The sequence below is a fragment of the Aromatoleum buckelii genome (assembly GCF_012910785.2).
Lineage (GTDB): Bacteria > Pseudomonadota > Gammaproteobacteria > Burkholderiales > Rhodocyclaceae > Aromatoleum > Aromatoleum buckelii.
On the sequence record NZ_WTVH02000001.1, the window covers coordinates 169,241 to 194,304 of the forward strand.

Consider the following 25,064-nt stretch of genomic DNA (forward strand, 5'->3'; position numbering starts at 1 on the left):
CGAATGTCCCTGTTTGAGCCATCCGGTGTCGCTCGAGGTCGAAGTGCTGTGCTTTCGATGCGGGAACGCGGCTTGTCCGCGGCGCACCTTCGGTGAGCCGATTGCCCCGCTCGCGGCGCCGCGTCAGCATTCTACCCAGCAGCTCGCGGCAGCACGGCGCGAAATCGGGCTCACTATAGGCGGCCTAGCCGGTGCCCGGCGACCTGCCCGGCTGGGTATGCGGACCAGCGGGGACACGCTGCTGCGGGGGATACGCCGAGCAGAGACGGATGCTGGCTCAGCGCCGCTGACGGTGATCGGCGTCGGTGACTGAGCGCTGGCGCGCGGCCACCGGGACGGCACCATCATCGTCGATCTGGAACCGCGACGTCCGATCGAGCTGCTCGCAAACCGGGAAGCGGATACGCTGGCCGCCTGGCTTCGCAACCATCCCGGCATCCAGGTCATTGCCCGGGACCGGGCCGGTGCCTATGCCGAGGCAGCCCATCGTGTTACCCCCGCCGCCATCCAGCTGGCTGACCCGTGGCACCTTATGGGCAATCTGAGCGACGCCCTGGAGCGGCTGCTCTCGCGATATTCGGCTAGATTGCGGAAGGCGACGCAAAATCCTCCGGCTTATGGAAGCAATTCCATAAGGGTCGATAGCGTCCTCCTGCATGTCATGCCTTGCAGGCGCAGCCTTGCACATATGCGGAATCGGCCCAGATTTCTGCGTTGTTCGAATTTGGAGGCCATGTACGTTGCCGGCAGCCACTTTCGCCGCCTATTCTCAAAGCGGAAACAAAGCTTGACGCTTGAGACGGAAACCGGAATGGTGTGCTCGATCCCTTCCGAAGTCGGCCGAGTCGCTTTGATCACAGCGTTTGCCGCGGAGGGCTGCGGATACAAGGAGAGAGATGTCATGAAGAGCAAGCCGCCCTATCAGAACCTTGAATTGCAGCCGATCGCCGGGCAGTGGCGAGCGGGAAGCGCTGAACGCAATCTCGATGTCACCGACCCCTTCACCGGCGAAACCCTGCTGAGCCTGCCTATGGCCAGTTGTGAGGATCTGGACCAGGCTTATCATGCGGCGCAAAAGGCGCAAGCTGAATGGGCAGCAATGGGGCCCTCAGCGCGTGGTGATGTAATGCGTCGGGCTGTCGAAATCTTCGATGAGCGCAAGGAAGAAATCATTCACTGGGTGATTCGTGAATCCGGCAGTACCCACATCAAGGCCGAAATCGAGTGGGCTTCCGCCCGCGCCATCACTGTGGAGTCCGCAAGTCTGCCGAGCCGTGTTCATGGACGTATTTTGCCTTCGGATGTGCCGGGCAAGGAAAGCCTCGTTTACCGCGCGCCGCTGGGTGTAGTGGGAGTGATCAGTCCGTGGAACTTCCCGCTACACCTGAGTGCCCGTTCAGTTGCTCCCGCGCTGGCGCTGGGCAACGCCGTGGTCATCAAACCAGCCAGTGATACGCCGATCACCGGCGGCCTGCTGCTGGCCCGCATCTTTGAGGAAGCCGGGCTACCGGCGGGCGTGCTGAGTGTACTGGTGGGTGCCGGTTCGGACATCGGCGATGCCTTCGTCGAGCACCCGGTGCCGTCCTTTATCTCCTTTACCGGCTCCACGCCAGTCGGCCGCAACATCGGTCGTCTTGCTAGCGGCGGTACGCACCTCAAGCACGTAGCGCTGGAACTGGGCGGCAACAGTCCCTTTGTGGTGCTGGCCGATGCGGATGTCGATGCGGCGGTGAACGCAGCGGTGGTCGGCAAGTTCCTCCACCAGGGGCAAATCTGCATGGCCATCAACCGCATCATCGTTGAAGCCCCTCTGCTCGAAGAGTTCACACGGCGCTTTGTCGAGCGGGTCAAGGCATTGCCCTATGGCGATCCGGGCAAACCGGAAACGATCGTCGGCCCGGTGATCAACGCTAAACAGCTGGCGGGCCTCAAGGCCAAAATCAGCAAGGCGCAACAGGAAGGAGCGGTGGTGCTTGTGGGTGGCGAACCACAAGGCAATGTCATGCCCCCGCATGTATTCGGCAACGTGAGCGCCGATATGGAAATCGCCCGCGAGGAAATCTTCGGTCCGCTGGTCGGCATCCAGAGCGCTCGCGACGCCGAGCATGCATTGGCGTTGGCCAACAGCAGCGAGTACGGGCTATCCAGCGCCGTATTCACGAGGGATATCTCCCGTGGCATGCAGTTCGCCCAGCGTATCCGCGCCGGCATGACGCATATCAACGATATGCCGATCAACGACGAGCCAAACGCCCCCTTCGGTGGCGTGAAAAACTCCGGCCTGGGGCGGTTCAATGGTGACTGGGCCATCGAGGAATTCACGACGGATCACTGGGTAACGGTGCAGCACGCACCGCGTCGCTATCCATTCTGATGCATCCGGTCAGAGGCTCGCCCGTCCACTTGCGATTGGAGAATCAAAAATGTCTGATTCCTTGAGCGGCAAGGCTGCGAAACGGGTGCTAGTGGCGAGTGTCCTGCCCTTTGCACTGCTGGCCGCGTCGACCCTAGCGCAGGATGACAGCCAATGGGGCAGTGGCAAGAACCTGTATGACAAAATCTGCGGCCACTGCCATGACCCTAAAGTCGGAGTAGGTCCGGTGATCGCCGGGCGCGACCTGCCCGAAGACTATGTCAGATTCATCGTTCGAAATGGCTTCAACGCCATGCCAGCCTTCCCCGCCTCCTACATTGATGACGAATCCATTGCTCAGGTGACTGAATATCTGTCGACCCTGCCGGCTCCGGCAGCTCGGCCTTGAGGAGCCGGTTATGAGTGTGAATCGTCGTTTCGTGCTCAAGAGTATGGCCTTGGGCAGTATCGCCGGTGTGACGATGGGCAGCGCGGTACGCGCGCTTGCCGCGGGCACGGCCGCCCCGAGCGCTACCGCAGCCGCCCGGCCGGTACTGGCGCTGGCAAACGAGGGGGCGGCTCAGTCGATTTTCCTGTATGGCGCTCTGGCGGCCGGTGGCCCCCGGCTGCAGGTGCAGCGGGTGGGTTGCGATCCGGGCTTCATGCTGGATTTTGAGCGCCAGCTGCGGAGTCGCCAGCCGATGCGGGTCATCGGCCTGCTGGATGATGCCTCGGCAGCTCTGCTAGTGGATATCGCCCGCAGTGGCGGCGCACGGATGCAGTGGCTTGGGCAACACACTGTCGAAGCCGCTTTCAGTCGCCATCATTTGCTCGACACCGATAGCGCTGAAGGTTGTTCGCAGCAGTTCAGCCGTCAGCTGCAGGCCTGTGGAGCGGGTTTCAGCCTGAATGAGGAGCGCCAGAACGGGCCGATTGGGCCGCGCCGGATGAGCGGACCGTCACGCAGCGCCGGTCAGTCGGCACAGTGGGCGAGCAGTATCGGTTATTTGCTGGCTTCGCTCGGCACGCGCACGACGCTGACCGCCCCATTGGCACCCGTTGCCAGCACGCCAATTACCGGCAGCTTCGTTTCTTTTTCGATCGAGGCCTGAAGGAGTCTGATCAATGCCTGAACAGAATAACGCTGTATTGCCGCGCGGGGTGGTCCAGGAAGAATTCGACAAGGCAGTCGAGAAGTTCCGCGTCCTGCTGGGTAAAGAGAGCGTGCTGGTCAAAGCCGATCAGCTGCTGCCCTACAACAAGATCATGCTGTCGGTCGAGAATGCCGCTCATGCGCCTTCGGCAGCTCTGACGGCGACCACGGTTGAGCAGGTGCAGGGTGTGGTGCGGATCTGCAACGAACACAAAATTCCGATCTGGACCATCTCCACCGGCCGAAACTTCGGTTACGGCTCAGCCGCGCCGAGCCAGCGTGGGCAGGTCATCCTTGACCTGAAGAAGATGAACAAGATCATCAAGATCGACACGGACATGTGCTATGCCCTGGTCGAGCCGGGCGTGACCTATGGGCAGCTCTACGATCACATCGAGGAGAACAATCTGCCGGTGATGCTGTCCTTCTCGGCGCCCTCGGCCATTGCCGGCCCGGTCGGCAACACAATGGACCGCGGCGTGGGTTACACCCCGTACGGTGAGCATTTCATGATGCAGTGCGGCATGGAAGTGGTGCTGGCCAACGGTGATGTCTACCGCACGGGTATGGGCGGGGTGAAGGGCAGCAACACTTGGCAGATCTTCAAATGGGGCTATGGCCCGACGCTGGATGGCATGTTCACCCAGGCCAACTACGGCATCACCACCAAGATGGGCTTCTGGCTGATGCCCAAGCCGCCGGTGTTCAAACCGTTCGAGGTCATTTTCCAGAGCGAGGAGGATATCGTCGAGATCGTTGATCTGCTTCGTCCGCTGCGCATGTCCGGCACCATCCCCAACTCGGTAGTGATCGCCAGCACGCTGTGGGAGGCCGGCAGCGCGCACCTGCGTCGCTCCGACTACATCACCGAACCGGGCCACACGCCGGACAGCGTGATCAAGCAGATGCAGAAGGATACCGGCATGGGCGCGTGGAACCTTTATGCAGCGCTGTATGGCACCCAGGAACAGGTCGATGTGAACTGGAAAATCGTCACCGATGCCTTCAAGAGGCTCGGCAAGGGCCGCATCGTGACCCAGGAAGAGGCCGGTGACAAGCAGCCGTTCAAATACCGCGCCGAGCTGATGTCCGGTGTACCCAACCTGCAGGAATTCGGCCTGTACAACTGGCGCGGGGGCGGCGGCTCGATGTGGTTCGCGCCGGTAAGCGAGGCGCGCGGCAGCGAGTGCGAGAAGCAGGCGCGGATGGCCAAGCGCATCCTGCACAAGCATGGTCTGGATTATGTGGCCGAGTTCATCGTCGCCCCGCGCGACATGCACCACGTCATCGACGTCCTCTTCGATCGCACCAATGCGGAGGAAACCAGACGTGCCGATGCCTGCTTCAACGAACTGCTGGATGAGTTCGAGAAGGAAGGTTATGCGGTGTACCGCGTGAACACCCGCTTCCAGGAGCGTGTGGCGCGCAGCTACGGCCCGGTCAAGCGGGACGTGGAGCACGCCATCAAGCGCGCGCTGGACCCGAACAATATTCTCGCGCCGGGCCGCTCGGGCATCAATCTGGACACCTATAAAAAGGCCTGACCTCCCCGCGGCGACGCCGGTTCCACGGGGCGGGAATGCGCCCGGCGCCCGCGTCAGGCGAGCCTGAGGACCGGCTTGACCGCGGTGCCGTTGGCTGAATCGTCGAAGGCCTGATTGATCTGATCGAAGCGGTAGAACTTGACCAGCCTGTCGAAAGGAAATTTTCCGGCCTTGAAGAATTCGACCAGCTTGGGAATGAATACTCGCGGTACCGAATCGCCTTCGATCACCCCAATCATGCTCTTGCCTTCGGCCATCAGATCGTTGTGCACGTCGATATTCATCTCCGGCGTCACCCCGACGATGGCCGCCTGCCCGAGGGGGCGCAGCGCGTGCAGGCATTGGCGCACCACCGGTGGCACGCCCGTACTTTCCACCGCATAGTGGGTGCCGCCCCTAGAGGCTTCCTTGATCTCCTTGACGACATCCACTTCCTTGCCATTCAGGGCATGGGTCGCGCCCAGTTCCCCGGCCAGTTGCAAACGGCTTTCATGCACATCGATGGCAAAGATTTGCTGGCAGCCGGCAATCTTCGCCGCCATGATTGCGCTCAGCCCCACCGCCCCACAGCCGTAGACCGCAATGGAGGTGCCGAACTTGGGCTTCAGGCGGTTGAGCACAGTGCCAGCACCGGTCTGGATACCGCAGCCGAGCGGCCCGAGCAGCGCCAGATCCACGTCCTTGTCGACCTTCACGACGTTGCGTTCATGGGCCACGACGTGCGTGCCGAAGGAGGACTGGCCAAAGAAGGTGGCCAGCTCGGTATCACCCTGATGCAGGCGGCAGGTGCCATCTTCCATCCGCCCGCCGAAGTTGAGCTCATTGAACCGTGCGCACACGGTCGGGTGCCCGGTCAGGCAGTTTTCGCACTGGCCACAATGGGCGAAGGACAGCACCACATGGTCGCCCACCTCCAAGCTGGTGACGTTCTCACCGATCTGCTCGACGATACCCGAACCCTCGTGCCCCAGCACGATGGGATAGGGCGAAATACCCAGGTCGCGCGCTACTGCGTCAGTATGACACACGCCGGTTGCAACGATCCTGACTAGCACTTCATTCGACTTGGGCGCCGCGAGGGTGACTTTCTCGATAGTGAAGTCTTCGCCCTTAGCATGGGTTACTGCGGCTTGAATCTTCATATCCCTTAGCTCCGGTTGGATGGTCCAGGCATTCCATGCTAACCCAGCGAGCCCTATTGGTCAGGGTCGAGGCGCGGGAGCGTAAGCAATGGGAGGGACACTCCTTCCGATTAGAGTGGTTGGCGACACTGTCACTCTGGCACATTGATGCCGTTGTCGGGTGCGGACGGTGCGGGTGAGATTTGCTCAAGTCCCCTTCGGTACGCTTGGTCAATTCTTGACCGCCCCCCACAGACCTGAATCTCACGGGAAGTACGACCGGGCGTGAAAGCAACCGCTGAGGACGCGCCCTCGACATGGGGTCTCATCGCGCGAGGCCAAGGCACGTTCCTACCCCGCTGTGTGGGAGGCGGGGATCTGTCAAGGATCATCGGCATCGATCTCAAGGTCGAGCTCGTGAGCTACGAGATCGCCGAGACGCCCCGCGGGCTCGCCGAACTCAGCGACGGCGAGCTCCTGCTCGGGACCAATGCGGAAGAATTCGCACCCGACGTCGTCGTCGCGCGCTACAACCGTACTCCTCGACATGGAGTGCAGCTTCAAGGTGCTGAAATCCGAGATCGAGATCGGGCCGGTCTATCATCGGGCTCCCGTTCAGCCTGCCGCCATCACGGTGCCGATGAACCTCAGCACCACAGCAGGACGGCGCAGGCTGCAAGCAAGCGTCGATTACGATCGCGCTGGTCGTGCGGCTCAGGCCGTGCGGGGCAGCACGGTCAGGACGCGCACGATAAAGGCGTGCAACTCGGTCATATAGTTGCGCAGGAAATTCCTTGTACTCTCGTCGGTGATCTCGCCCTCGGCCGTAATCAGTCCCTCCTTGAAGTGGATGTATGCCTCGACGGTATTCATCAGGGGTGAGTTGCAAAAGCACAGCACGCTACGCAATTGGCTCTGGGCCACTGCGGTGCCGATTGCACCGGGGGAAGCGCCGATCACACCGGAGGGCTTGCGCGCAAAAGAGTTCTGACCCCAGGGACGGCTGGCCCAGTCGATTGCGTTTTTCAAGCCGCCGGGTATCGAACGATTGAACTCAGGCGTGACGAACAGCAGGGCGTCGCAGTCGGCGATAGCCTCCTTGAACGTCCGTGCAACCGGAGGATAGTCGGCGTCATAGTCTTGGCTGTACAGCGGCAGATCCCTGATCGGGATCTCGACGAGTTGAAGGTCGGGAGGTGCCAACCGTATCAGTGCTTTTGCAAGCCGGCGGTTGATCGAAGTCGAGGACAGGCTGCCGACGAAATACCCCACTTTGTAACTGGCCATATTCGTTTCCTCCGAAGCGAGCGGTGGCGTAATCGAAAGAATCAGCTGCCCCCGGTTTTCAGCGCTTCGACCACCGCTATCGAAGGCATGGGCTTGCCGATTAGGCGGGACGACTGTTTTCCGTCCTCGAAGAGCGAGCCCTTCGATACGCCGAATTCCCGGCTTGCAATGGTTGTACCCTACTCCTCTGGTAGGCCCGAGTCCTTCGCAGTGAGGTTGTTCCGCTTCGCGCAGGTTATTGTAGGGATGCGTCGTGATGGGGCGTCAGGGAGCGAAAACGAGGACGCAACGTGCAGGGAAGGCACGATGGGGAGCGATGAAGCCGTCGAAACGGGACGGTCTCCCCTGACACACGCTTCAAATCGGTTTCGCGCCCGTCAAACATGATTTGTTTGTAAGCACCCGGCAAACTCACCTGTTCATGGCTCGGTAGTCTGCTGAAGATCATGTCCATCAACCTTCGATGGGTGGACATTATGGACGTGGTCATCCCCCGTCGAAGCCGGCGTACGCACAGCGAACTATTCAAGCAATCGGGCGTCTCGGGCTGCAGCGAGTCTGGGGTGTCGGGGGCGGGTGTCACGCTGGCCAACGGCCTGAACGCGAACCAGGTGCGCCGCTGGATGCGCGAGCGCGGCGTCGAGCCACCGAGTCGCCGGGGCTCCGAGGCGGTCACGGTCAGTGACGTAGCGAGGGCATGCTTTGTGCCGGTCACGCTCGCGCCTACGTCAGAGCCGGTGATTCGCCTCGTGCGGGCATGTCTCGTTCTCGAGCGCCTGCACGCCTGGCTGCTCGCGCGGCGCACCCAGGTCCCGATCGGTTCGGCCATCGCCCGCGCCCTTGGCAGCAGACCCGCATCAGCTAGATGAAACCCTGCTCCTCAAAACAGTGTTTCCTTCTTGTACGGGGTGGCTGGAGCCGGCACCGAGGCCCGCCAACAGCCTCAGCAAGGGCGCCGTAAACGGGGGCTAGAAGAATACGTGTGCCTATTCCGAGAACAATTTCCTGTATAGGAACACCTGACCTTTGGTATATCTCGTTCTGGGCGCTGCAACGACAGCCGTGGCAGGACACGGAGGAGCGCATGCGCCGCGCAAACTATCTGATTCTGACACGGCCGGTCGGACGTGACTCCGAGCGGCAAATTCCTATGTTACTTCCTCAGGCAGTCACTGATCGGCTCAGGCACCCGGCTGCGTGCGCCGCCGCTGCTCTCTACGGTACGCTGGCCTCGCTCTGGATCTTCGCCTCGGACCAGGTGCTGAACCTGTTTGTCGGCGACCCGGCGCTGGTCGCGACAATCGGTACCGTGAAGGGCATAGCGTACGTCACAATTACGACGGCACTGCTCTACCTGCTGCTGAAGGGCTGGCGGGTCCACGATTCCGCGAGCCAGGCGGTGCCCAGCGGGCAGCGCAGCGTGGTCAGCCTGTTTTTCGGGCTGGCCGTCTTCATTCCACTGGTCGGCTTGAGCATCGTCGATCTTCAGGCCCCCCGACTCGAGGCGGCTGCACTGAGCGACCTGCGCGCTATTGGCGATCTCAAGACCGGTCAGATTCAGTCCTGGCTCGATGAATGGCGGGCGGATGCCGACACCCTCGTCGCGAGCGTCGGCTTTGTCGATAGCGTCGACGAGTGGAGCCGAAACGGCAATGCCGAGGCCCGAAAAGACGTTTTGCGCGTGGTGCGATCTCTGGAGCACGTGCACCACTATGAAGTCGAATTGCTTGGCGCCGATGGACGGCGCCTGCTGGTCGAAGCTTCGCCCGATCCCTTGGAACCGCTGCATCAAACGCTGCTGTCGGCAGCCCTGCGCAGCGAAGAGGTGCAGACCAGCGACTTGTATCAGGACACTGCTGGCCATGCCCGTTTCGACCTCGTCATTCCGCTCGTGCTCCGGGACGCCGGCGCACCGCGAGCCGTGGGCGGAGTGGTTCTCCGCGCCCCGGTCGAGCAGTTCCTCTTGCCGTTGATCCAGACTTGGCCCACACCGAGCCCGAGCGGCGAAACACTACTCGTCCGCCGGGAGGGAAACGACGTCCTGTTTTTAACCGAACTGCGCCATCGCCAGGAGACGCGACTGGCGTTCCGCCTGCCGATCGAAGCGCACCCCAAACTGCCTGCGGCCGCGGCCGTCCTCGACCCGAGCGCGGCGACGATCCGGGACGGCGTCGACTACCGCAACGTGCCCGTCCTTGCCGCCATACAGCCGATCGAAGGCACGCCCTGGCGACTCGTGACTAAACTCGACCACGACGAGGTACTCGCGCCGCTGCGCGAGTTGATCCGTTGGGTTAGTCTCCTGGCGCTGGTGGCGGTGGCAACCGTCGCGGTAGTGGTGACGATGTTGTGGCGCCAGCAGCACCGAGCCAACCGTCTCCATTTGATTGCCCAGAGGGCCGAGAATGACAAACTGCTCAAGCTGTTCTACGACCTCCCGTTCATGGGCATGGCGTTGAGTGCGCCAGAAACCAACCGGTTTCTCTACGTCAACGACTATTACTGCGAGATGCTCGGCTATCGGCGCGACGAGTTGCTCGACATGGCCTGGGCCGACGTTGTCCCTCCCGACGAACGCGATGCGCTCGCCGCCGGGTCGAAGCGTCTGACGTCCGGCGAGATCGACGGTCTGCGCGCCGAAAGCATTTACGTGCGCAAGGATGGCCAATGCGGTCTGTCCGAAGTCAACCTCCGCGTGGCGCGGCGTCCCGACGGTGGCATCGATGCGGTCGTCGCCGTCATACAGGACATCACCGCGCGCCGGCAGGCCGAGGCGCACACTCGCCAGGCCGCCACGGTGTTCGAGAACACCCGGGACGCGGTCGTGATCACCGATCTCGGCGCCCGGATCCTGGCCGTGAATAAGGCCTTTACCGACATCACGGGCTACCCTGAGGCCGACGCCATGGGCCACAAGCCCAGCCTTCAGAAGTCGGACCGGCACGGACCGGAGTTCTATCAGGCGCTGTGGGCGAGCCTGCTGCAGACCGACCAGTGGCAGGGCGAGATCTGGAACCGCCGCAAGAACGGCGAGGTGTATCCGGCGTGGTCAACGATCACGACCGTCCGCGACGAGCGCGGCACGCCGACCCATTATGTCGCCGTCTTCAGCGACATCAGCCAGATCCGGCGCAGCGAGGAACAGCTGGCGCATCTCGCGCATTACGACCCGCTCACCGACCTGCCCAATCGCCTGTTGCTGCAATCCCGGCTGGCCCACGCGCTCGAGCGCACCGAACGGCACCGCCAGCGGGCTGCGGTGCTGTTCCTCGATCTCGATGGCTTCAAGAAGGTCAATGACAGCCTCGGGCATCTGGTCGGCGACGAGTTGCTGGTCCAGGTCGCCGAGCGCCTACGGGCGCGGGTGCGCCACGAGGATACTCTGGGCCGCCTCGGCGGCGACGAGTTCCTGCTGGTGCTCGCGCCGATCGACGGTCCGGACGCGGTGGCGGTAGTCGCGCGCGACCTGCTGGCGGCGTTGGCGACGCCGTTCCAGCTGGCTTGCGGCAGCGAGGTCTATATCGGCGCGAGCATCGGCATCAGCGTATTCCCCAAGGACGGGGCAACGGCCGCCGAACTGCTGCGCGATGCCGATGCCGCCATGTACCAGGCGAAGGATCGCGGTCGCAACCGCTTCTGCTTCTACACGGCCGACATGAACGTACACGCCGTTGCCCAGCTCGAGCTCGAAGCGTCGCTGCGGCGGGCGGTGGAGCGCGAAGAATTCGTCCTGCATTTCCAGCCCAAGGTCGACCTGCGCACCGGCCTGGTGACCGGTGCCGAGGCGCTGATCCGTTGGCCCCGCGAGGGCCGGGGCCTGGAGTCGCCGGCGCGCTTCATTCCGCTCGCCGAAAAGACCGGCCTGATTGTACCGATGGGCGCCTGGGTCATTGAGGCCGCGTGCCGCCAGTTGCGCAGCTGGCATGACGCCGGGTGGTCTCACCTGCGGCTCGCTGTCAACGTCTCCGGGCGGCAGTTCCATTCGGGCGACCTGCCGATCGTCGTCGCGCAGGCACTTGCGCGTCATGACGTTCCGGCCGGCGCCCTCGAGCTCGAGCTGACCGAGAGCATGCTCATGGACGATCCGGAGCAAACCATCGCCGTCCTCACCGCCCTCAAGCGCATCGGCGTCCAGCTGTCGCTCGACGACTTTGGCACCGGTTATTCGAGCTTTGCCTACCTGAGCCGCTTCCCGATCGATACCCTCAAGATCGACCAGTCGTTCGTCCGCAACATCGTCACCGAACCACAGGCGGCCGTAATCGCCGTTTCAATCATCGACCTCGCCCACCGCTTGCAGCTGAAAGTCGTCGCCGAAGGGGTCGAAACCGAGGCGCAGCTCGGCTACCTGCGCCAGCACGACTGCGACGAAATGCAGGGATACTACTTCGCCAAGCCGATGCCCGCCGAATCGTTTAGCGAGTTGATGGTGACGGCGAAAGCTCTAGCCGGGACGGGGGGGCGCCAGACGGCCGCCCCACCCTGCTCCTCGTCGTCGACGAACTAGATGTCATCGCGGCCGTGCGCCGCGGGTTGCGCGAGGAGGGTTACCACATCTTGAGCACGGACAGTGGGAACCGCGGCCTCGAATTGCTGGCCACGAATTCTGTGCAGGTTGTTGTAGCCGACCAACGAATGCCGGAAATGGCCGGCATCGAGTTCCTGCGGCAGGTCAAGGAACTGCATCCCAATACGGTCCGCCTCGTGCTCAGCGGCTTTACCGAGCTCGAGTCGATGACCGAAGCGGTCAGTGCGGGTGCCATTTACAAGACACTCCACAAGCCGTGGGACGACGATCGTCTGCGCGAGCACCTCCGCGAAGCTTTCCTGTTTCACGAGGTGCTCATCCAGCCTCGCGCTGCTCAGCGCCAATTTTGCGTGCCGTAGATCGCAAATTGGCGCAATGTCGGCAATCCGTGCCCGACAATCGCTTTTCTACCGTTACCAAGAATGCGCGGAAAGCTCCGGCATGAATACATTTTGCATGAGTAAATAAGTAACTTTATGAATTCAACGAAATGGTTTGAAATCCACGCTCTCGCGCATCGAGGTCGAGATGCTGTGGAGATCACCGAGCAGATCGAGATCTAACGGTGGCAAGGCCGTTCGCCGCGAGCCTTTGATGCAACGAGCGGTCCCTTGCGGTAGCGATGACGGAAGGGTAATGTCGGCCAACTGCTACCGGGCGTTTTTTTGGCAGAGGAGGCGTTGGAGAGGTGGCTTCGCTCAGAAATCTGTCGAACAGCCTACGCGTGGAATTTGGCCGCAGCTGCCGGCCGATCTGCGCCGAATGAGCGGCAGCAAGGTTGCGGAAAGCTGCCGCACGGCCCTCAGCGTCGTCCAACGGTCGGTCCGCGGTTATCCAAAAGCTTAGCGCCTCCATCCAGCCTGGTCCGCGAGTGATCGTCATCCCAACTGCTACCATGGCGACCTCACACAGGATGCGCACCCCATGTACGACGAACCTGACCTGATCCACTCCCCGCTGCAACGGCATTACACCGTCGGTACTCATACGGTCGAGATCTGCATCTACCGAATGCCGCATACCGCGTGGACACTGGAGGTCGTCGACGAACATGGCAACTCCACCGTTTGGGACGATCAGTTCGGAACTGATCAAGCCGCACTTGATGAAGTCATGCGAACCATTCGTGAGGACGGAATCGAGTCGCTGATTGGCGAACCTAGCCAGGCGGCAGGAAGCTCAGGCATGGGGAGCAACCCGCTACGACTTGCAACCCCTTTGTCGGACGGGGAGCTGGAAGAACTGGATGCCTTCTTGCTGTCTGATGCCACATCGGATGAAACGATGTTGCTGGATCACCTGGACGGCTATCTCACGGCAATCATCGTCGGCCCGACCAGCTTGAACATGAGTCAGTGGTACTCGGGCATATGGGGAAAGCGTGAAGAAGACGCGCCCCACTTCGATACCATGGACGAGGCGCAGCGAATCATGCAGATGATCATGCGTCACTACAACGGCATCATCTGGAGTCTCGAGCATGATGCGGACTCCCACGAACCGATCTTCGACATTTTCATTCCTGAAGACAAGTCCAAGGAATTCATCGATGCCGAGATGTGGGCCGCCGGTTTCATGGACGGGATCGCGCTTTGTCGCGCCGATTGGCAGCCGCTATTTGATGATCCGCGGGGATATGAGTGGCTCAACCCGATTCGTCTGCTAGGCGGTGACGATCTCAGCGAGAACGAGCTGGCGCTGGCGGACAAACCGGCGCAGCGTGAGGATCTCGCCAAGCATATACAAGCATCCGTTGCGTCCATTTACCGTTTCTGGTTGCCTTATCGGCGGGCGATATATGAGCTCCAACAGGCCGGAACCGTCACACGCGAGCACCCTAAGGTTGGCCGTAACGACCCCTGTCCTTGCGGAAGCGGGAAGAAGTTCAAGAAGTGCTGTGGAGCAGCCTCGACACTTCATTGAATATTATGCTTTTGGCGTGACCTGCGGTTCGTCTGCCGCGCCCGATCACACGGCAATGCGCCGGTTAGCTGGCGTTCAGCATTGCGCGGCCACGAACAGCAGAATTCCTATACAGCGAACGCGAACTGCCGACCCGAAGCGGCTGTACGTCTTGCTCCAAAACGGCCCGCAGAATGATCGAAGCCCGCCGTGCCGCCCGCACCACCTCCGACACTGATGCCGCCCTCATAGGGTCGAAAAAACTCCCGCGCCATCAGCGCGAACACGCCCCAGCCCAGGAATTCACGGGTGAACGCGGCGTAGCGTTCGGATTCCGAGGTCAGTTTGGCTCGAACATTTGTTGCCAAGTCGTCGGGATTGGCTTCGAGCCATCGGCGCATGGTGAGCCACTTGGCCCCCTCGTACCTGTCCCAGCCGTCTTGATCTGCCAGAACGATTTCGACGACGTTGTAGTCGAGATCGCCAAAAGACGCGAGAATTGCGGACATTCAACGCTCAGCTGCACCCGCCTCCTTCTGAGCGGCACGCGCCAATCAGATATTCCGCTTGGCCAAGGGCGCATGGCGCATGTGCAGCGACAAACCAAGAGCGGCCATGTGGTTCGAATTGCGCCCCAAGATCCGCTCCGACAATGGAAGGAATTCCGCCTCCTCGAACGAGGCATGTTCAGCATAAGTACGCACCAGCCGTTCCACTTCAGCCAGATCCAGCTGCACGCTCTGACCCCTGGCCGCTTTCTTTACGGCCGGTGCAAGACGTTTCCACATGGCCTCAAATTCCCGGTGCTCACGTGTGAGCCGATCCACAAGTTGTTTGACGCGGTCGAGTTCCTCTCCGGGCTCGGAACTGGCTACCACGGCAGGAAAGAGTTCCTCCTCCTCCTCGGCATGATGTTCGATCACCCCCGTCGCGAATAAATCGACCATCCGCTGCCCCACCCGTCGGGCACGGTCTGCCGCTGATACAAGCGCCGGCAGTTCGGCGAAAGCCTCGAGCCCCTCGAGAATACCCGCGTGGCAATTAGAGAAATCGGATAATGGGGTCTCGTCCGCCCCCGGATGATTTTTGTCACTCACGGCTAGGATCCTTTCGTTTATCGATTGTGATCGATCTTCAAGACGGCGAGTTTCACTTGAATATCTCCTTGTAACTGCCGTCGTGCATCCAGGCGGCATGCTTCGGGGCCTTATTGGTCTGCGCCCATTCTTCGAGCATGTCTCACTTGACCTTGTCGAACGTCTCCAGCATGCCGGGCAGGGCGGTGTTGCAGGCCAGAGCATCCTTGCAGCGATAGGCAACGTGATGAATCCTCTTGACCATTGCAGTCATTTGCAACTCCTTTATTCCTCGTGGCCTCGTTTCATCCGCACGCAGCGGTGTGGGGTGGATGATCCGAACTCCTTACAGCAGTTAACCCTCGATTTAGGGCAGCGCCCGCTGGGTGCCGGGCTTTGGATGAAGCCTCTCATCGAGGAACCCTGGCTTAGAACATAGCACCCGGCAGCCACAGCACCAGGACCGGGAAGGCGAGCAGCAGCACCAGCCGCAGCAGGTCGGCCAAAATGAAGGGCAAGATGCCACGTACCACGGTTGAGGACGACACGCCGCGCGCTGCCGCCTGGACGACGAAAAGGTTCATGCCGATGGGCGGGGTTATCAGACCGATCTCTGCTACGGTTACCACGACGATGCCAAACCAGATCAGGTTGTAATCGAGTTGCAGCGCGACCGGGGCCAGTAGCGGCACCGTCAACAAGATCATGGACATGGAGTCCATGAAGCAACCGAGGATCACGTAAAAGATCAGGATCAGCACCATGACGGCGAGCGGGCTGAGACCTGACGCTTCGATCAAGCCGATTAGAAACTGTGGCAGACCGGTGTTTTCGAGGAAGAAATTGAACAGCGCGGCACCGATCAGGATGAAGTAGATCATCCCGGTCAGCGCGGCAGTCTCAACGATCGACTCGCGCAGCGCCCGCTGGGTCAGCTTGCCTGATGCCAGCGCCAAAAGGAAGGCGCCGACAGCCCCCACCGCAGCGGCTTCTGTCGGGGTGAACCAACCCACATAGATGCCACCGATCACCATCGTAAAGAGCACCACCACCGGCCAAATCTGCCCGAGATAGCGGATACGGGTGGTCCAATCCATTCGCGAGGCAAGCGGCGCGAGCGCGGGGTTCAGCCGCACCCGCCCGACGATCGCCAGTGCATACAGTGCGGTACCGAGCAGACCCGGGATCAGCGCGGCGATGAACAACTGTCCTATCGAACTCTGCGTCAGCAAACCGTAGATCACCAACAATACAGACGGCGGAATCAGCACGCCCAGCGTGCCGCCCGCAGCAACGGTGGCTGTGGATAGGGAGTCGTCGTAACCGGCGCGCTTCATTTCGGGTAATGCGACCCGACCGATGGTGGCCACCGTAGCGAGTGAGCTGCCGCAGATCGCCCCGAAGAAGGCACAGGCACCAATCGTCGTCACCGCGAGACCGCCGCGACGATGGCCGATGAAGCTGTTGATGGCGTTGAACAGGGAGCGTGACAAGCCCGCATGGGAGGCAAAGACCCCCATCATCACAAACAGAGGGATCACGCTGAAGGAATAGGGAAAGATCGACTCGAAGGGGCTGGAGCCGAGGATGTAGGCGGTGCCCACCCAGCCATTCAGCCACCAATAGCCGATCACCCCGATGGTGCCCATGGCGACGGCAACCGGCATGCCGAGCGCAATCAATCCGAGCGCAGCGACGAAGCCGATGAGGCCGAGAAACGCGTCACTCATGGCGCGACACCCGCTGCCATGTTGCGGCCGTTTCCAGGACCACCCCGAGCAGCGACACGGTCAGCCCGATGAGCAGGGGATACCAATACCACGCCACCGGAATGCCAAGCTGCTGTGAGCGGTCGCCGAACATCGAGCGAACCTCGAAAGTTTCGAAGCCGTACCAAAGCATCAACCCTACCAGTACCAACGCGACCGCTGCAGCAAAAAGCTGCAGCGGAACCCTCAACGCCTTCGGCAGTGAATTGATCACGAAGTCGACGCCGACATGGGCGCCCGTCATGAACGCATACGGCATCACCAGCCAGGCGCCGGTGACAACGAACAACTGAACCAGATCGACCACCCCTTGCACGGGCATGTCTACGGTCCGTCCAATCACGTCGGCCACCGTCACTAACGCTGCGCCGCCGTATGCGGCGACGCCCAACGCGGCTAGGGCCGACACGAGGGAGCGTGCGAGACTATGCACTCGGCTCATTGGGTTTACTCCTGTCGTGGATGAGTGACCGGCTCTGGCGCTGCTGCCACAAGGGCCGATCTGGGTCAGGACTAACAGATCCTTGCTATCTCGCCGTCTTGAACTCAGCGATCTTCTTTTGCATCAGGCGGTAGATCTCTTCGGCATTGGCCACGCCTTCGCTCTTCACCTTCTGAATGTAGGCATTGATCATGGGCTGCAGCGCCTCGCGCCAGCGCTCACGCTCGGCATCGGATAACTTCGTGATCACGTGACCGGCGGCGATCGCTTGCTCGCGGCCCGGCTTGTCCCAGGCGTCCCACCAATCGCCGAACTTCGGAATCAGGGCGTCCCCGGAGTACTGATCGATGCAGGCGCGCGCCTTGGGGCTCAGCCGGGCATAGGAGCGCTCGTTCATCACGAAGAAGAACGACACCGTATAGGCACCGAGTTCGAGATGGTAGTTGAGCACCTCGTTGAGACCGAAAGACTTGACTGGATCCCACGGGAACACAGTGCCGTCGAGGACGCCCCGCTGAAGATTTTCGTACACCTCGCCGGGCGGCAGGCCTTGCGGCGTAGCGCCGAGGAAGGACAACATGTCGGATACCGCCGGGCTCGGGGTACGGAGGCGCAAACCCTTCATGTCCTCCATGGTCTCGACCTTCTTCTGGCTGGTGTGTAGCAGTCCGCCGTTGTGCGCATGCAGGGCCAGCACCTTCAGGCCCTTGTACTCTTCGGCCAAGACGTCGGGCAGCAGTTGCCACAACGCGTGGGTTGCCGCACCCGCGTCATCGGTCAGGAAGGGCATGTCGATCAGTGAGGTGCGCGGAAAGCGGCCGCGTGGAATACCATGAAGGCCGTGGGCGATATCGACCACGCCGGCCACGACTTGCTCCTGCTGCCGCGCCACGTTCCCCAACTGCGTACCGGCCGGGAAGACCTCGAACTCGACCTCACCGCCGCTACACTGAGAGACCTGCTCGGTCCACGGCACAATGAAATCGGTATGGATGCCATGTACCGATGGCAGATAGTGGCTGAGTTTTAGCTTGGTTCGAGCTTCGGCGTCGTTCGCGACGCCCAGGGCTATCGCCGCCGAGAGCGCAGCACCGACCAGCAAATTGCGGGTGGACTTCATTTTGTCTCCTTCGTTTGAACTTATGTTTGCCTTAACTTCGGCGCTCACAGCGCGAGCTTGATCCGCCCGCCATTCTTGGCACGGGAACAGCAGGCCATCATGCGCCGGTTCTCGGCCCGTTCTGCACGGGTCAGCACGAGGTCGCGGTGATCGATCTCGCCTTCCAGCACTTCCACTTCGCAGCTTCCACACAATCCCTCACAACAATCGCTAGCGATGTCGATGCCAACCGCACGGATCGCATCGAGCAGCGTAGCGTTTGCGGCCACCGACAGGGTCAGTCCCGAATCCTTCAACTCAGCCTCGAAAGCACTTTCCCTAGTGGGGTCCAGCCCGGCATGATGGGGCGAGAAATGTTCGAAATGCAGTGTGTTCTCCGGCAGGCCAGCCGTCAGGTCCTCCAGTGCGGTGATCATCCGCGCCGGCCCGCAGGCATAAATCTGCCCTCCTTCGGGCAGCGCCGCGACGATCGCTGCCAGATCGGCGCGCTGCCCTTCGTCCTTGGCATAGAGCTGGATACGACCGGCGTGATCCGCCTGCAATCTCGGTACGAAGGCCATCGACGCACGCGAGCGGCCGGCATAATGGACGACATACTCGCGCCCCAGCGCCTTCAGCCGGTCCGCCATCGCCAAAATTGGCGTGATGCCGATGCCGCCGGCGACCAGCACGTAGCAGGAGGCCTCTTCATCCAGACGGAACAGATTGCTGGGGCCGCGCAGTTTCAGCTCCATCCCCTCGCGCACGACCTCGTGGATATGACGCGAACCGCCGCGACCGCCCTCCTCGCGCAGGATCGCCCCTTCGTATCCCGCCCCTTCGGGGCGACCGCACAGAGAATACTTGCGCTCGTACTCGCCCACGCACAGTTCGACATGCGCGCCGGCACTCCAGCGCGGCAGCGGCCGACCCTTGGCATCCTCCAGTGTCAGGCCGAGGATATCTTCCGCTTCGTGCCGGACTTGCGTTACCCGGACTTTGCGAGCGATATCCTTGCGCGACGGCGCCCCTACCGGGAAATGAACGCTCCCTTGCCGCAGTGCCGGATTGGCGCGCTCCGGGTTCTGCTCGGGATCCCATTCCACCCAAAGGTCGTTCGGGCCGCGGAACGATGTATTCGGCAGGTAAGTGAATTCCTGTTCGGCCAGCCGCAGGTGCGGCAAGCGGCGAGTCACCTCCTCGAGAAAGATGCGCATCTCCATACGACCGATGTTCTTGCCCATGCATTGGTGGCTTCCGTAGCCGAAAGTCAGATGATCGACCGCGTTGTCGCGGTAGATGTCGAACTTGTCGCCGTCTTCGAAATGACGTTCGTCCTGGTTGCCCGAAGCCTGCACGATCAGCAATTTGGCGCCTTCAGGCAGATCCACACCGCCCAGTCGGGTGGGAGCCGTCGTCTCGCGTCGCCATGCCACCACTGCACCCGCATAGCGCAGGCACTCTTCGACCGCATTGGGAATCAGCGATGGATCGGCGCAGACGTCCCCCCAGGCCTCACGATGGGTCAGCAGCGTCTTGAACATGTTGGTCGAGGCCAGCGAGGTGGTCTCGTGCGCGGCGACGATGATCGCCATCATCATCGAGTGGACATAGCTGTCGGTGACCACCTCCGGGATCTCTGCGTTCTTGCGGAGGGTGTAGTGCATCCAGCCCTGGCCGTCGGGGTCGGCACGCATCTTTTCGATCACCTCGCCGGCGTATTGCCAGAAACGCCCCACTGCATGCGCGACCTCTATCTGCTGGTCCGGCGTGGGGCGGCCCCACGTGTTCACCGCATGCGCCACGGCGAAGCTGCGTAGCCGCGTGATCTCGTCCTCAGGCACGCCGAGAAAGTGCAGCGCGATCGTCAGTGGAACCTCGTACAGCATGTCTTCCACGAGATCGACGCGACCGCGATCGATGAAGCCATCGATTTTCTCCCGCGTCAGGCGCCGGATCATCTCCTGCTTGGCTTCGAGGTTCTCGGGCATGAAGTGCTCCAGCAACGCTCGGCGGCGCTCCATGTGGGCGGGCTCGTCTTCGTTGACCAGCGTACGGTTCATCGCATAGCCGTAGCTTTCGAGCACTTTCATCGCCTCCGGCGTGGCTGGAGTGATCTTTTCCAGCGCGTTGCGCGGCGAGTACAGAACGTTGTCGCGGAATACGGCCTTTATGTCGTGATAGCGACTGACGATCCAGTAACCGAGCTTGGGACTGTAGAAAACCGGCAGCTGGTCACGTGACCAGCGCAACGCCTCGGCTGGATCGACCTGGTACGGCCCCTCGAAGGGGTCGAAGGCGGCGGCCAGCTCGGACGCTGGACAACTACCCCCGGAATGATGGACGGGGCATCCGCCTTGGGATGACTGCGGTTGAGACGAGTTCTTGATCATCACGATATCTCCTCCTGTGTTTCTTTACTGACACCGAACTTGTGGATCCCGAAGCGTTCCGAATCCACTCGGATCTCTCAGGATCTCAACTCGGTCCGGCCGCGGAAATATGCCAGCGCCTCAGGATTGTCCAGCGCCTCCTGGTTCTTGACGGGACGATCGTGCACCACGTGGCGCACCGCCAGTTCCACGATCTTTCCGCTCTTCGTGCGCGGAATGTCCGCCACCTGGAGCACCTTGGCGGGAACATGGCGCGGCGTCGTGTTGTCACGGATGGCCTGACGAATGCGCTTGACCAGATCGTCGTCGAGCGTCAGCCCCTCACGCAGTTTCACGAACAGCACTACACGCACGTCGTTTGGATCCTGCGGCGGCCAATCCTGGCCGATGACCAGTGCCTCGACTACTTCGTGAAGCGTCTCGACCTGCCGGTAGATCTCCGCAGTACCGATGCGCACGCCGCCCGGATTGAGCGTGGCGTCGGAGCGGCCGTAAATGATCAGGCCGTCGTGGGCGGTTATCTCGCAGAAGTCGCCGTGACACCACACGTTGGGGAAGCGGTCGAAGTAGGCGGCGTGGTACTTGCTGCCGTCATCGTCGCCCCAGAAACCGAGCGGCATCACCGGGAAGGGTTTCGAACACACCAGCTCGCCCTTCTCGCCGCGCACCGGTCGGCCGTCATCGTCCCAGACATCCACCGCCATGCCCAGCCCGCGACACTGGATCTCGCCGCGCCACACCGGCAGCACCGGGCTGCCGAGCACGAAGCAGGAAATGATGTCGGTGCCGCCGGAGATCGACGACAGCTGCAGGTCGGCCTTGATCTCGCGATAGACGTAGTCGAAGCCTTCGGGCACGAGCGGACTGCCAGTGCTCATGAGCGTGCGCACCGTGGCAAGGCTGTGGGTTTCGCGCGGCTTGAGGCCGAACTTGGCCGCGGCGTCGATGTACTTGGCCGAAGTGCCGAAATGGGTCATGCCTTCGGCGTCGGCGTAGTCGAACAGGATACGGTTGTCGCTGGCAAAGGGTGAGCCGTCATAGAGCAGCAGCGTAGCCCCCGCGGCCAAGCCCGACATCAGCCAGTTCCACATCATCCAGCCGCAGGTGGTGAAGTAGAACACCCGGTCGCCCGGCTTGACATCACTATGCAGGCGATGCTCCTTGAGGTGCTGGAGCAGCGCACCGCCGGCGCAGTGCACGATGCACTTCGGCACGCCGGTGGTGCCCGAGGAGTACATGATGTAGAGCGGATGGTCGAAAGGCAGCGCCTCGAACTCGATCTCGGTGACGTGGCGGTGGGGAGCGACGAAGTCGGCCAGCATGCGCGCATGCGGGATTGCTGACAGGTCATGAGCCACGTGCACATACGGCACCACCACCACGCGGGCGAGCGAGGGCAGTTGGCGCGCGATGTCGCCGAGCTTGTCCAGGCAGTCGATGGTCTTGCCGCCGTAGAAGTAGCCGTCGCACGCGATCAGGACTTTGGGGGCACTCTGGCCGAAGCGGTCGAGCACCCCCTGCACCCCAAAGTCGGGCGAGGCGGACGTGAAGATTGCGCCAATGCTCGCCGCGGCCAGCATCGCGATGAGCGTCTCGGGCATGTTTGGCATGTAGGCGGCAACGCGGTCGCCGGCCACCACGCCCTGTTCGCGCAGCGCCGCAGCAAAGTGCGCCACGACGCGGTACAGCTCGCCGTGGCTCACGCGGTTTTTGACGTGGTCCTCGCCCCAGAACACCAAGGCATCGTGCGCGTCGCGTGAGCGCAGCAGGTTCTGCGCGAAGTTGAGCCTCGCGTCCGGGAACCACTTCGCGCCGGGCATCTTGTCGCCATCGACCAACACCCGTTCGCCGCGGGTCCCAATCACTTTGCCATCATCCCAAACACTCTCCCAGAACTGCTCGGGCTGCGCGACTGACCAGGCGTAGAGCGCGGCGTAATCGGGCAGGTTCACGCCCCAGCGCAACGCGACGGCGAGACGAAAGGCGGTGACGTTGGCCGAGGCAATGCGCTCGGGCGAAGGTCTCCACAGGATCTGGTCGGTCTTCATTTTTGCGACTCTCTCATGAGGCAGCCGCCCGCGAGGCGAGCCCGGGCTACGGTTCGCCGGGAAGTGGGAAAGCGTGGGACGGGTCTAGTCGGCATCCTGCTGGCACTCGGGCGCAGCTTGGCGAAACGCTTCCAGCATCGCGCACTGCTCACTGATCCGCAGCACGGTGGGCATCGCCGACAGATCGCAGTCAAAGCGCCGTGCATTGAACACCTGAGGCACCAGGCAGCAGTCGGCCAGAGTCGGCGCATCCCCATGACAGTAGCGTCCGGTGCGGTCATCGTTCGCAAGCATCGCCTCGACGGCGGCCAGACCGGTCTCGACCCAGTGTCGGTACCAAGCGCTCCGCTGCTTGTCCGTCAGGCCAAACTCGCGACCGAGATACTGCAGCACGCGCAGGTTGTTCACCGGATGAATGTCGCATGCGATCGACTGGGCGATCGCGCGCACACGCGCACGGTCCAGCGCCACCGCTGGCAACAGGGGCAACTGCGGCCGCGTCTCGTCGAGATACTCGATGATCGCGAGCGACTGAGTCAGCACGTGCCCCCCGTCTTCCAGGACCGGCACAAGTCCCGCAGGGTTCAAGTCCAGATAGGCCGGGGTACGGTGCTCTCCGCCGTCGCGCACTAGATGAATGGGTACGGCGTCGTAATCCAGCCCCTTTAGATTGAGGGCGATCCGTACGCGGTAAGCGGCGGAACTGCGGAAGTAGGTGTAGAGCTTCATCATCTCAGCCCTTGAGCGTCGCCACCCGATTCTCGATCGTACCGAAGATATTTCGACCTGCACGGTCGAACATCTCGATGCGGACCACGTCGCCGTCGCGCATGAAGGGCGTCGCCGGCTCGCCCTGCTCGATGGTTTCGTAGGTCCGCACTTCGGCCAGGCAGCAATAGCCCACGCCGCCATGCTCGATCGATGAGCCCCACAAGTCGTCCTGCTTGTTCGACACCGTGCCCGAGCCGATGATCGAGCCCGCCTCGAGTTCGCGCGTTTTCGCCACGTGGGCGATGAGCTGGCCGAAATCGAAGGTCACGTCCACCCCGACCTCCGGGCGGCCGAACAGCTTGCCGTTCAGGTGTACCACCAGCGGCAGATGCACTTTAGCGTCGTGCCACGCCTCGCCGAGTTCATCCGGTGTGACGGCCACCGGACTGAACGCCGAAGCAGGCTTGCTTTGGAAGAAGCCGAAGCCCTTGGCAAGCTCGTTCGGGATCAGGTTGCGCAGCGACACGTCGTTGACCAGCATAACCAGCCGAATCGCCTTTGCCGCCTCGGCGGGGGTGGCGCCCCTAGGCACGTCGCCCGTCACCACGGTGGCCTCGGCCTCGAAGTCGATACCCCAGGCTTCGTCGGCCACCACCGCGTCCCGCGGGCCGATGAAGCTATCCGAACCGCCCTGGTACATCAGTGGGTCGGTGTAGAACGAGGACGGCACTTCGGCGTTGCGCGCCTTGCGCACGAGCTCAACGTGATTGATGTAGGCCGAACCGTCAGCCCACTGGTAGGCGCGCGGCAGAGGCGAGTGGCACGCGGCTTCATCGAAGGGCTGCCATTCTTCCGCGTCGCTGTTCAGTGCCTCATAGACCTCGCGCAACTGCGACTCGCAGGCCGTCCAGTCGTCGAGTGCCGCCTGCAGCGTGCGAGCGACGGCTGGCACGGCGCGACAACGGGCGAGGTCGCGGCTGACGACGACCAAGGTTCCGTCACGTCCGCCCTGCTTGAGGGTGGCGAGCTTCACTTGAAGATCTCCTTGTGGCTGCCGTCGTGCATCCAGGCCGCATGCTTGGGAGCCTTCTTCGTCTGCGCCCATTCTTCGAGCATGTCCCACTTGACCTTGTCGAGCGCCTCCAGCATGCCGGGCAGTGCGGTGTTGCAGGCAAGTTCCAGCCGATGGCCGTTGGGGTCGAAAAAGTAGATCGACTGGAAGAGCGCGTGGTCGGTGGGTCCGACGACTTCGATGCCCGCGGACTCGAGACGTGCCTTCGCGGCGAGCAGCGTCTCCATCGAATCGACCTCGAGCGCGAGGTGCTGGGTCCAGGACGGCGTATTCTCGTCACGGCCCAACGGTTTGCGGGTGGGTAACTCGAAGAAGGCCAGCACGTTGCCCATGCCGGCATCCATGAAAATGTGCATGTAGGGGTCGGCCTCGCCGGTAGAGGGCACCGCATCCTCGGCAATCGACAGCACCAGCTTCATGCCCACGTGTTTCTCGTACCAACGCGCTGTCTCCAGTGCATCCTTGCAGCGATAAGCAACGTGGTGAATCCTCTTAACGATCGGGGTCATTTCTGTCTCCTTGCTCCTCTGTAGTCGTCTCACAGACCAGCGCTCGGTGCGCTGCGC

General features: G+C 62.0%; 19 protein-coding genes and 4 pseudogenes. 10 read left to right on the top strand and 13 right to left on the bottom strand.

The annotated features are described in order from the left end of the window. Nucleotides 1-373: 373 nt before the first annotated feature. The 5 genes and pseudogenes from GO608_RS19620 to GO608_RS00875 form a co-directional block, all read left to right on the top strand. Nucleotides 374-544, top strand: a pseudogene (locus GO608_RS19620) (transposase); the annotation flags it as partial. A gap of 357 nt (nt 545-901) precedes the next feature. Continuing rightward, entirely contained in the window at nt 902-2,374 is a 1,473-nt protein-coding gene (locus tag GO608_RS00860) for an aldehyde dehydrogenase family protein (protein WP_169199930.1), read from the top strand. 49 nt (nt 2,375-2,423) lie between these two features. Beyond that, nucleotides 2,424-2,762: a c-type cytochrome gene (locus tag GO608_RS00865; protein WP_169199929.1), complete on the top strand. Its 339-nt coding sequence runs from the start codon at nt 2,424-2,426 to the stop codon at nt 2,760-2,762. A gap of 10 nt (nt 2,763-2,772) precedes the next feature. Continuing rightward, nucleotides 2,773-3,465 carry a hypothetical protein gene (locus GO608_RS00870; RefSeq protein WP_169199928.1) on the top strand — a complete coding sequence of 231 codons (693 nt, stop codon included), beginning with the start codon at nt 2,773-2,775 and terminating at the stop codon, nt 3,463-3,465. A 13-nt stretch (nt 3,466-3,478) separates the two neighbouring features. Further along, nucleotides 3,479-5,050, top strand: coding sequence for an FAD-binding oxidoreductase (locus tag GO608_RS00875; RefSeq protein WP_169199927.1), 1,572 nt, complete (start codon nt 3,479-3,481; stop codon nt 5,048-5,050). Between the two features lie 53 nt (nt 5,051-5,103). On the opposite strand, the gene GO608_RS00880 is transcribed toward GO608_RS00875, so the two are convergent. Further along, nucleotides 5,104-6,192 carry an NAD(P)-dependent alcohol dehydrogenase gene (locus GO608_RS00880; RefSeq protein WP_169199926.1) on the bottom strand — a complete coding sequence of 363 codons (1,089 nt, stop codon included), beginning with the start codon at nt 6,190-6,192 and terminating at the stop codon, nt 5,104-5,106. A gap of 301 nt (nt 6,193-6,493) precedes the next feature. On the opposite strand from GO608_RS00880, the pseudogene GO608_RS00885 reads away from it, so the two are divergent. Continuing rightward, nucleotides 6,494-6,784 (top strand): annotated as a pseudogene (locus tag GO608_RS00885) (IS1634 family transposase); the annotation flags it as partial. A 101-nt stretch (nt 6,785-6,885) separates the two neighbouring features. Here the strand turns inward: GO608_RS00885 and GO608_RS00890 are convergent. Then, nucleotides 6,886-7,458, bottom strand: a complete 573-nt coding sequence (locus GO608_RS00890; protein WP_169199924.1) for an NADPH-dependent FMN reductase — start codon at nt 7,456-7,458, stop codon at nt 6,886-6,888. Between the two features lie 563 nt (nt 7,459-8,021). Between GO608_RS00890 and GO608_RS00895 the strand changes: the two genes are divergently transcribed. The 4 genes from GO608_RS00895 to GO608_RS00910 all read left to right on the top strand — a co-directional run bounded on the left by GO608_RS00895 (nt 8,022) and on the right by GO608_RS00910 (nt 13,909). Continuing rightward, nucleotides 8,022-8,327 (top strand): hypothetical protein, encoded by a 306-nt coding sequence (locus GO608_RS00895; RefSeq protein WP_211159541.1) that lies wholly within the window; start codon nt 8,022-8,024, stop codon nt 8,325-8,327. 215 nt (nt 8,328-8,542) lie between these two features. Continuing rightward, nucleotides 8,543-11,965 carry a bifunctional diguanylate cyclase/phosphodiesterase gene (locus tag GO608_RS00900; protein ID WP_169199922.1) on the top strand — a complete coding sequence of 1,141 codons (3,423 nt, stop codon included), beginning with the start codon at nt 8,543-8,545 and terminating at the stop codon, nt 11,963-11,965. A gap of 14 nt (nt 11,966-11,979) precedes the next feature. Then, a complete protein-coding gene (locus GO608_RS00905) occupies nt 11,980-12,345 on the top strand; it encodes a response regulator (protein ID WP_169199921.1) in 366 nt (121 codons plus the stop codon). 565 nt (nt 12,346-12,910) lie between these two features. Beyond that, nucleotides 12,911-13,909: a UPF0149 family protein gene (locus tag GO608_RS00910; protein WP_211159540.1), complete on the top strand. Its 999-nt coding sequence runs from the start codon at nt 12,911-12,913 to the stop codon at nt 13,907-13,909. A gap of 245 nt (nt 13,910-14,154) precedes the next feature. Here the strand turns inward: GO608_RS00910 and GO608_RS00915 are convergent. The 11 genes and pseudogenes from GO608_RS00915 to GO608_RS00960 all read right to left on the bottom strand — a co-directional run. Next, nucleotides 14,155-14,388: pseudogene (locus GO608_RS00915) on the bottom strand (SAM-dependent methyltransferase); the annotation flags it as partial. A 54-nt stretch (nt 14,389-14,442) separates the two neighbouring features. After that, nucleotides 14,443-14,985 carry a hemerythrin domain-containing protein gene (locus GO608_RS00920; RefSeq protein WP_247002664.1) on the bottom strand — a complete coding sequence of 181 codons (543 nt, stop codon included), beginning with the start codon at nt 14,983-14,985 and terminating at the stop codon, nt 14,443-14,445. A 52-nt stretch (nt 14,986-15,037) separates the two neighbouring features. Beyond that, nucleotides 15,038-15,184 (bottom strand): annotated as a pseudogene (locus tag GO608_RS19625) (VOC family protein); the annotation flags it as partial. Nucleotides 15,185-15,392: 208 nt separating this feature from the next. After that, a complete protein-coding gene (locus tag GO608_RS00925) occupies nt 15,393-16,694 on the bottom strand; it encodes a TRAP transporter large permease (RefSeq protein WP_169199919.1) in 1,302 nt (433 codons plus the stop codon). Then, complete coding sequence (locus GO608_RS00930; protein WP_169199918.1) at nt 16,687-17,175, bottom strand: TRAP transporter small permease; 489 nt, start codon at nt 17,173-17,175, stop codon at nt 16,687-16,689. Before GO608_RS00930 ends, GO608_RS00925 begins: the two co-directional genes overlap by 8 nt. A gap of 85 nt (nt 17,176-17,260) precedes the next feature. Beyond that, nucleotides 17,261-18,295: a TRAP transporter substrate-binding protein gene (locus tag GO608_RS00935; RefSeq protein WP_169199917.1), complete on the bottom strand. Its 1,035-nt coding sequence runs from the start codon at nt 18,293-18,295 to the stop codon at nt 17,261-17,263. Between the two features lie 44 nt (nt 18,296-18,339). After that, the gene (locus GO608_RS00940; protein WP_169199948.1) at nt 18,340-20,667 is read right to left on the bottom strand and encodes a cytochrome P450/oxidoreductase; all 2,328 of its coding nucleotides are present in this window, start codon (nt 20,665-20,667) and stop codon (nt 18,340-18,342) included. Nucleotides 20,668-20,744: 77 nt separating this feature from the next. Further along, nucleotides 20,745-22,715, bottom strand: a complete 1,971-nt coding sequence (locus GO608_RS00945) for an acetoacetate--CoA ligase (RefSeq protein WP_169199916.1) — start codon at nt 22,713-22,715, stop codon at nt 20,745-20,747. Nucleotides 22,716-22,799: 84 nt separating this feature from the next. After that, nucleotides 22,800-23,444, bottom strand: coding sequence for a maleylacetoacetate isomerase (gene maiA, locus GO608_RS00950; RefSeq protein WP_169199915.1), 645 nt, complete (start codon nt 23,442-23,444; stop codon nt 22,800-22,802). A gap of 4 nt (nt 23,445-23,448) precedes the next feature. Continuing rightward, nucleotides 23,449-24,459 carry a fumarylacetoacetate hydrolase family protein gene (locus tag GO608_RS00955; RefSeq protein WP_169199914.1) on the bottom strand — a complete coding sequence of 337 codons (1,011 nt, stop codon included), beginning with the start codon at nt 24,457-24,459 and terminating at the stop codon, nt 23,449-23,451. Next, nucleotides 24,456-25,007, bottom strand: a complete 552-nt coding sequence (locus tag GO608_RS00960; protein WP_169199913.1) for a VOC family protein — start codon at nt 25,005-25,007, stop codon at nt 24,456-24,458. The genes GO608_RS00955 and GO608_RS00960 overlap by 4 nt, the downstream gene beginning before the upstream one ends. Between the last annotated feature and the right edge of the window lie 57 nt (nt 25,008-25,064).

What these genes read in the sequence shown, in the direction of transcription:
- GO608_RS00860 (WP_169199930.1), top strand. Translation starts at nt 902, where the DNA reads ATGAAGAGCAAGCCGCCCTATCAGAACCTTGAATTGCAGCCGATCGCC.
- GO608_RS00865 (WP_169199929.1), top strand. Translation starts at nt 2,424, where the DNA reads ATGTCTGATTCCTTGAGCGGCAAGGCTGCGAAACGGGTGCTAGTGGCG.
- GO608_RS00870 (WP_169199928.1), top strand. Translation starts at nt 2,773, where the DNA reads ATGAGTGTGAATCGTCGTTTCGTGCTCAAGAGTATGGCCTTGGGCAGT.
- GO608_RS00875 (WP_169199927.1), top strand. Translation starts at nt 3,479, where the DNA reads ATGCCTGAACAGAATAACGCTGTATTGCCGCGCGGGGTGGTCCAGGAA.
- GO608_RS00880 (WP_169199926.1), bottom strand. Translation starts at nt 6,192, where the DNA reads ATGAAGATTCAAGCCGCAGTAACCCATGCTAAGGGCGAAGACTTCACT.
- GO608_RS00890 (WP_169199924.1), bottom strand. Translation starts at nt 7,458, where the DNA reads ATGGCCAGTTACAAAGTGGGGTATTTCGTCGGCAGCCTGTCCTCGACT.
- GO608_RS00900 (WP_169199922.1), top strand. Translation starts at nt 8,543, where the DNA reads ATGCGCCGCGCAAACTATCTGATTCTGACACGGCCGGTCGGACGTGAC.
- GO608_RS00910 (WP_211159540.1), top strand. Translation starts at nt 12,911, where the DNA reads ATGTACGACGAACCTGACCTGATCCACTCCCCGCTGCAACGGCATTAC.
- GO608_RS00925 (WP_169199919.1), bottom strand. Translation starts at nt 16,694, where the DNA reads ATGAGTGACGCGTTTCTCGGCCTCATCGGCTTCGTCGCTGCGCTCGGA.
- GO608_RS00930 (WP_169199918.1), bottom strand. Translation starts at nt 17,175, where the DNA reads ATGAGCCGAGTGCATAGTCTCGCACGCTCCCTCGTGTCGGCCCTAGCC.
- GO608_RS00935 (WP_169199917.1), bottom strand. Translation starts at nt 18,295, where the DNA reads ATGAAGTCCACCCGCAATTTGCTGGTCGGTGCTGCGCTCTCGGCGGCG.
- GO608_RS00940 (WP_169199948.1), bottom strand. Translation starts at nt 20,667, where the DNA reads ATGATCAAGAACTCGTCTCAACCGCAGTCATCCCAAGGCGGATGCCCC.
- GO608_RS00945 (WP_169199916.1), bottom strand. Translation starts at nt 22,715, where the DNA reads ATGAAGACCGACCAGATCCTGTGGAGACCTTCGCCCGAGCGCATTGCC.
- maiA (WP_169199915.1), bottom strand. Translation starts at nt 23,444, where the DNA reads ATGAAGCTCTACACCTACTTCCGCAGTTCCGCCGCTTACCGCGTACGG.
- GO608_RS00960 (WP_169199913.1), bottom strand. Translation starts at nt 25,007, where the DNA reads ATGACCCCGATCGTTAAGAGGATTCACCACGTTGCTTATCGCTGCAAG.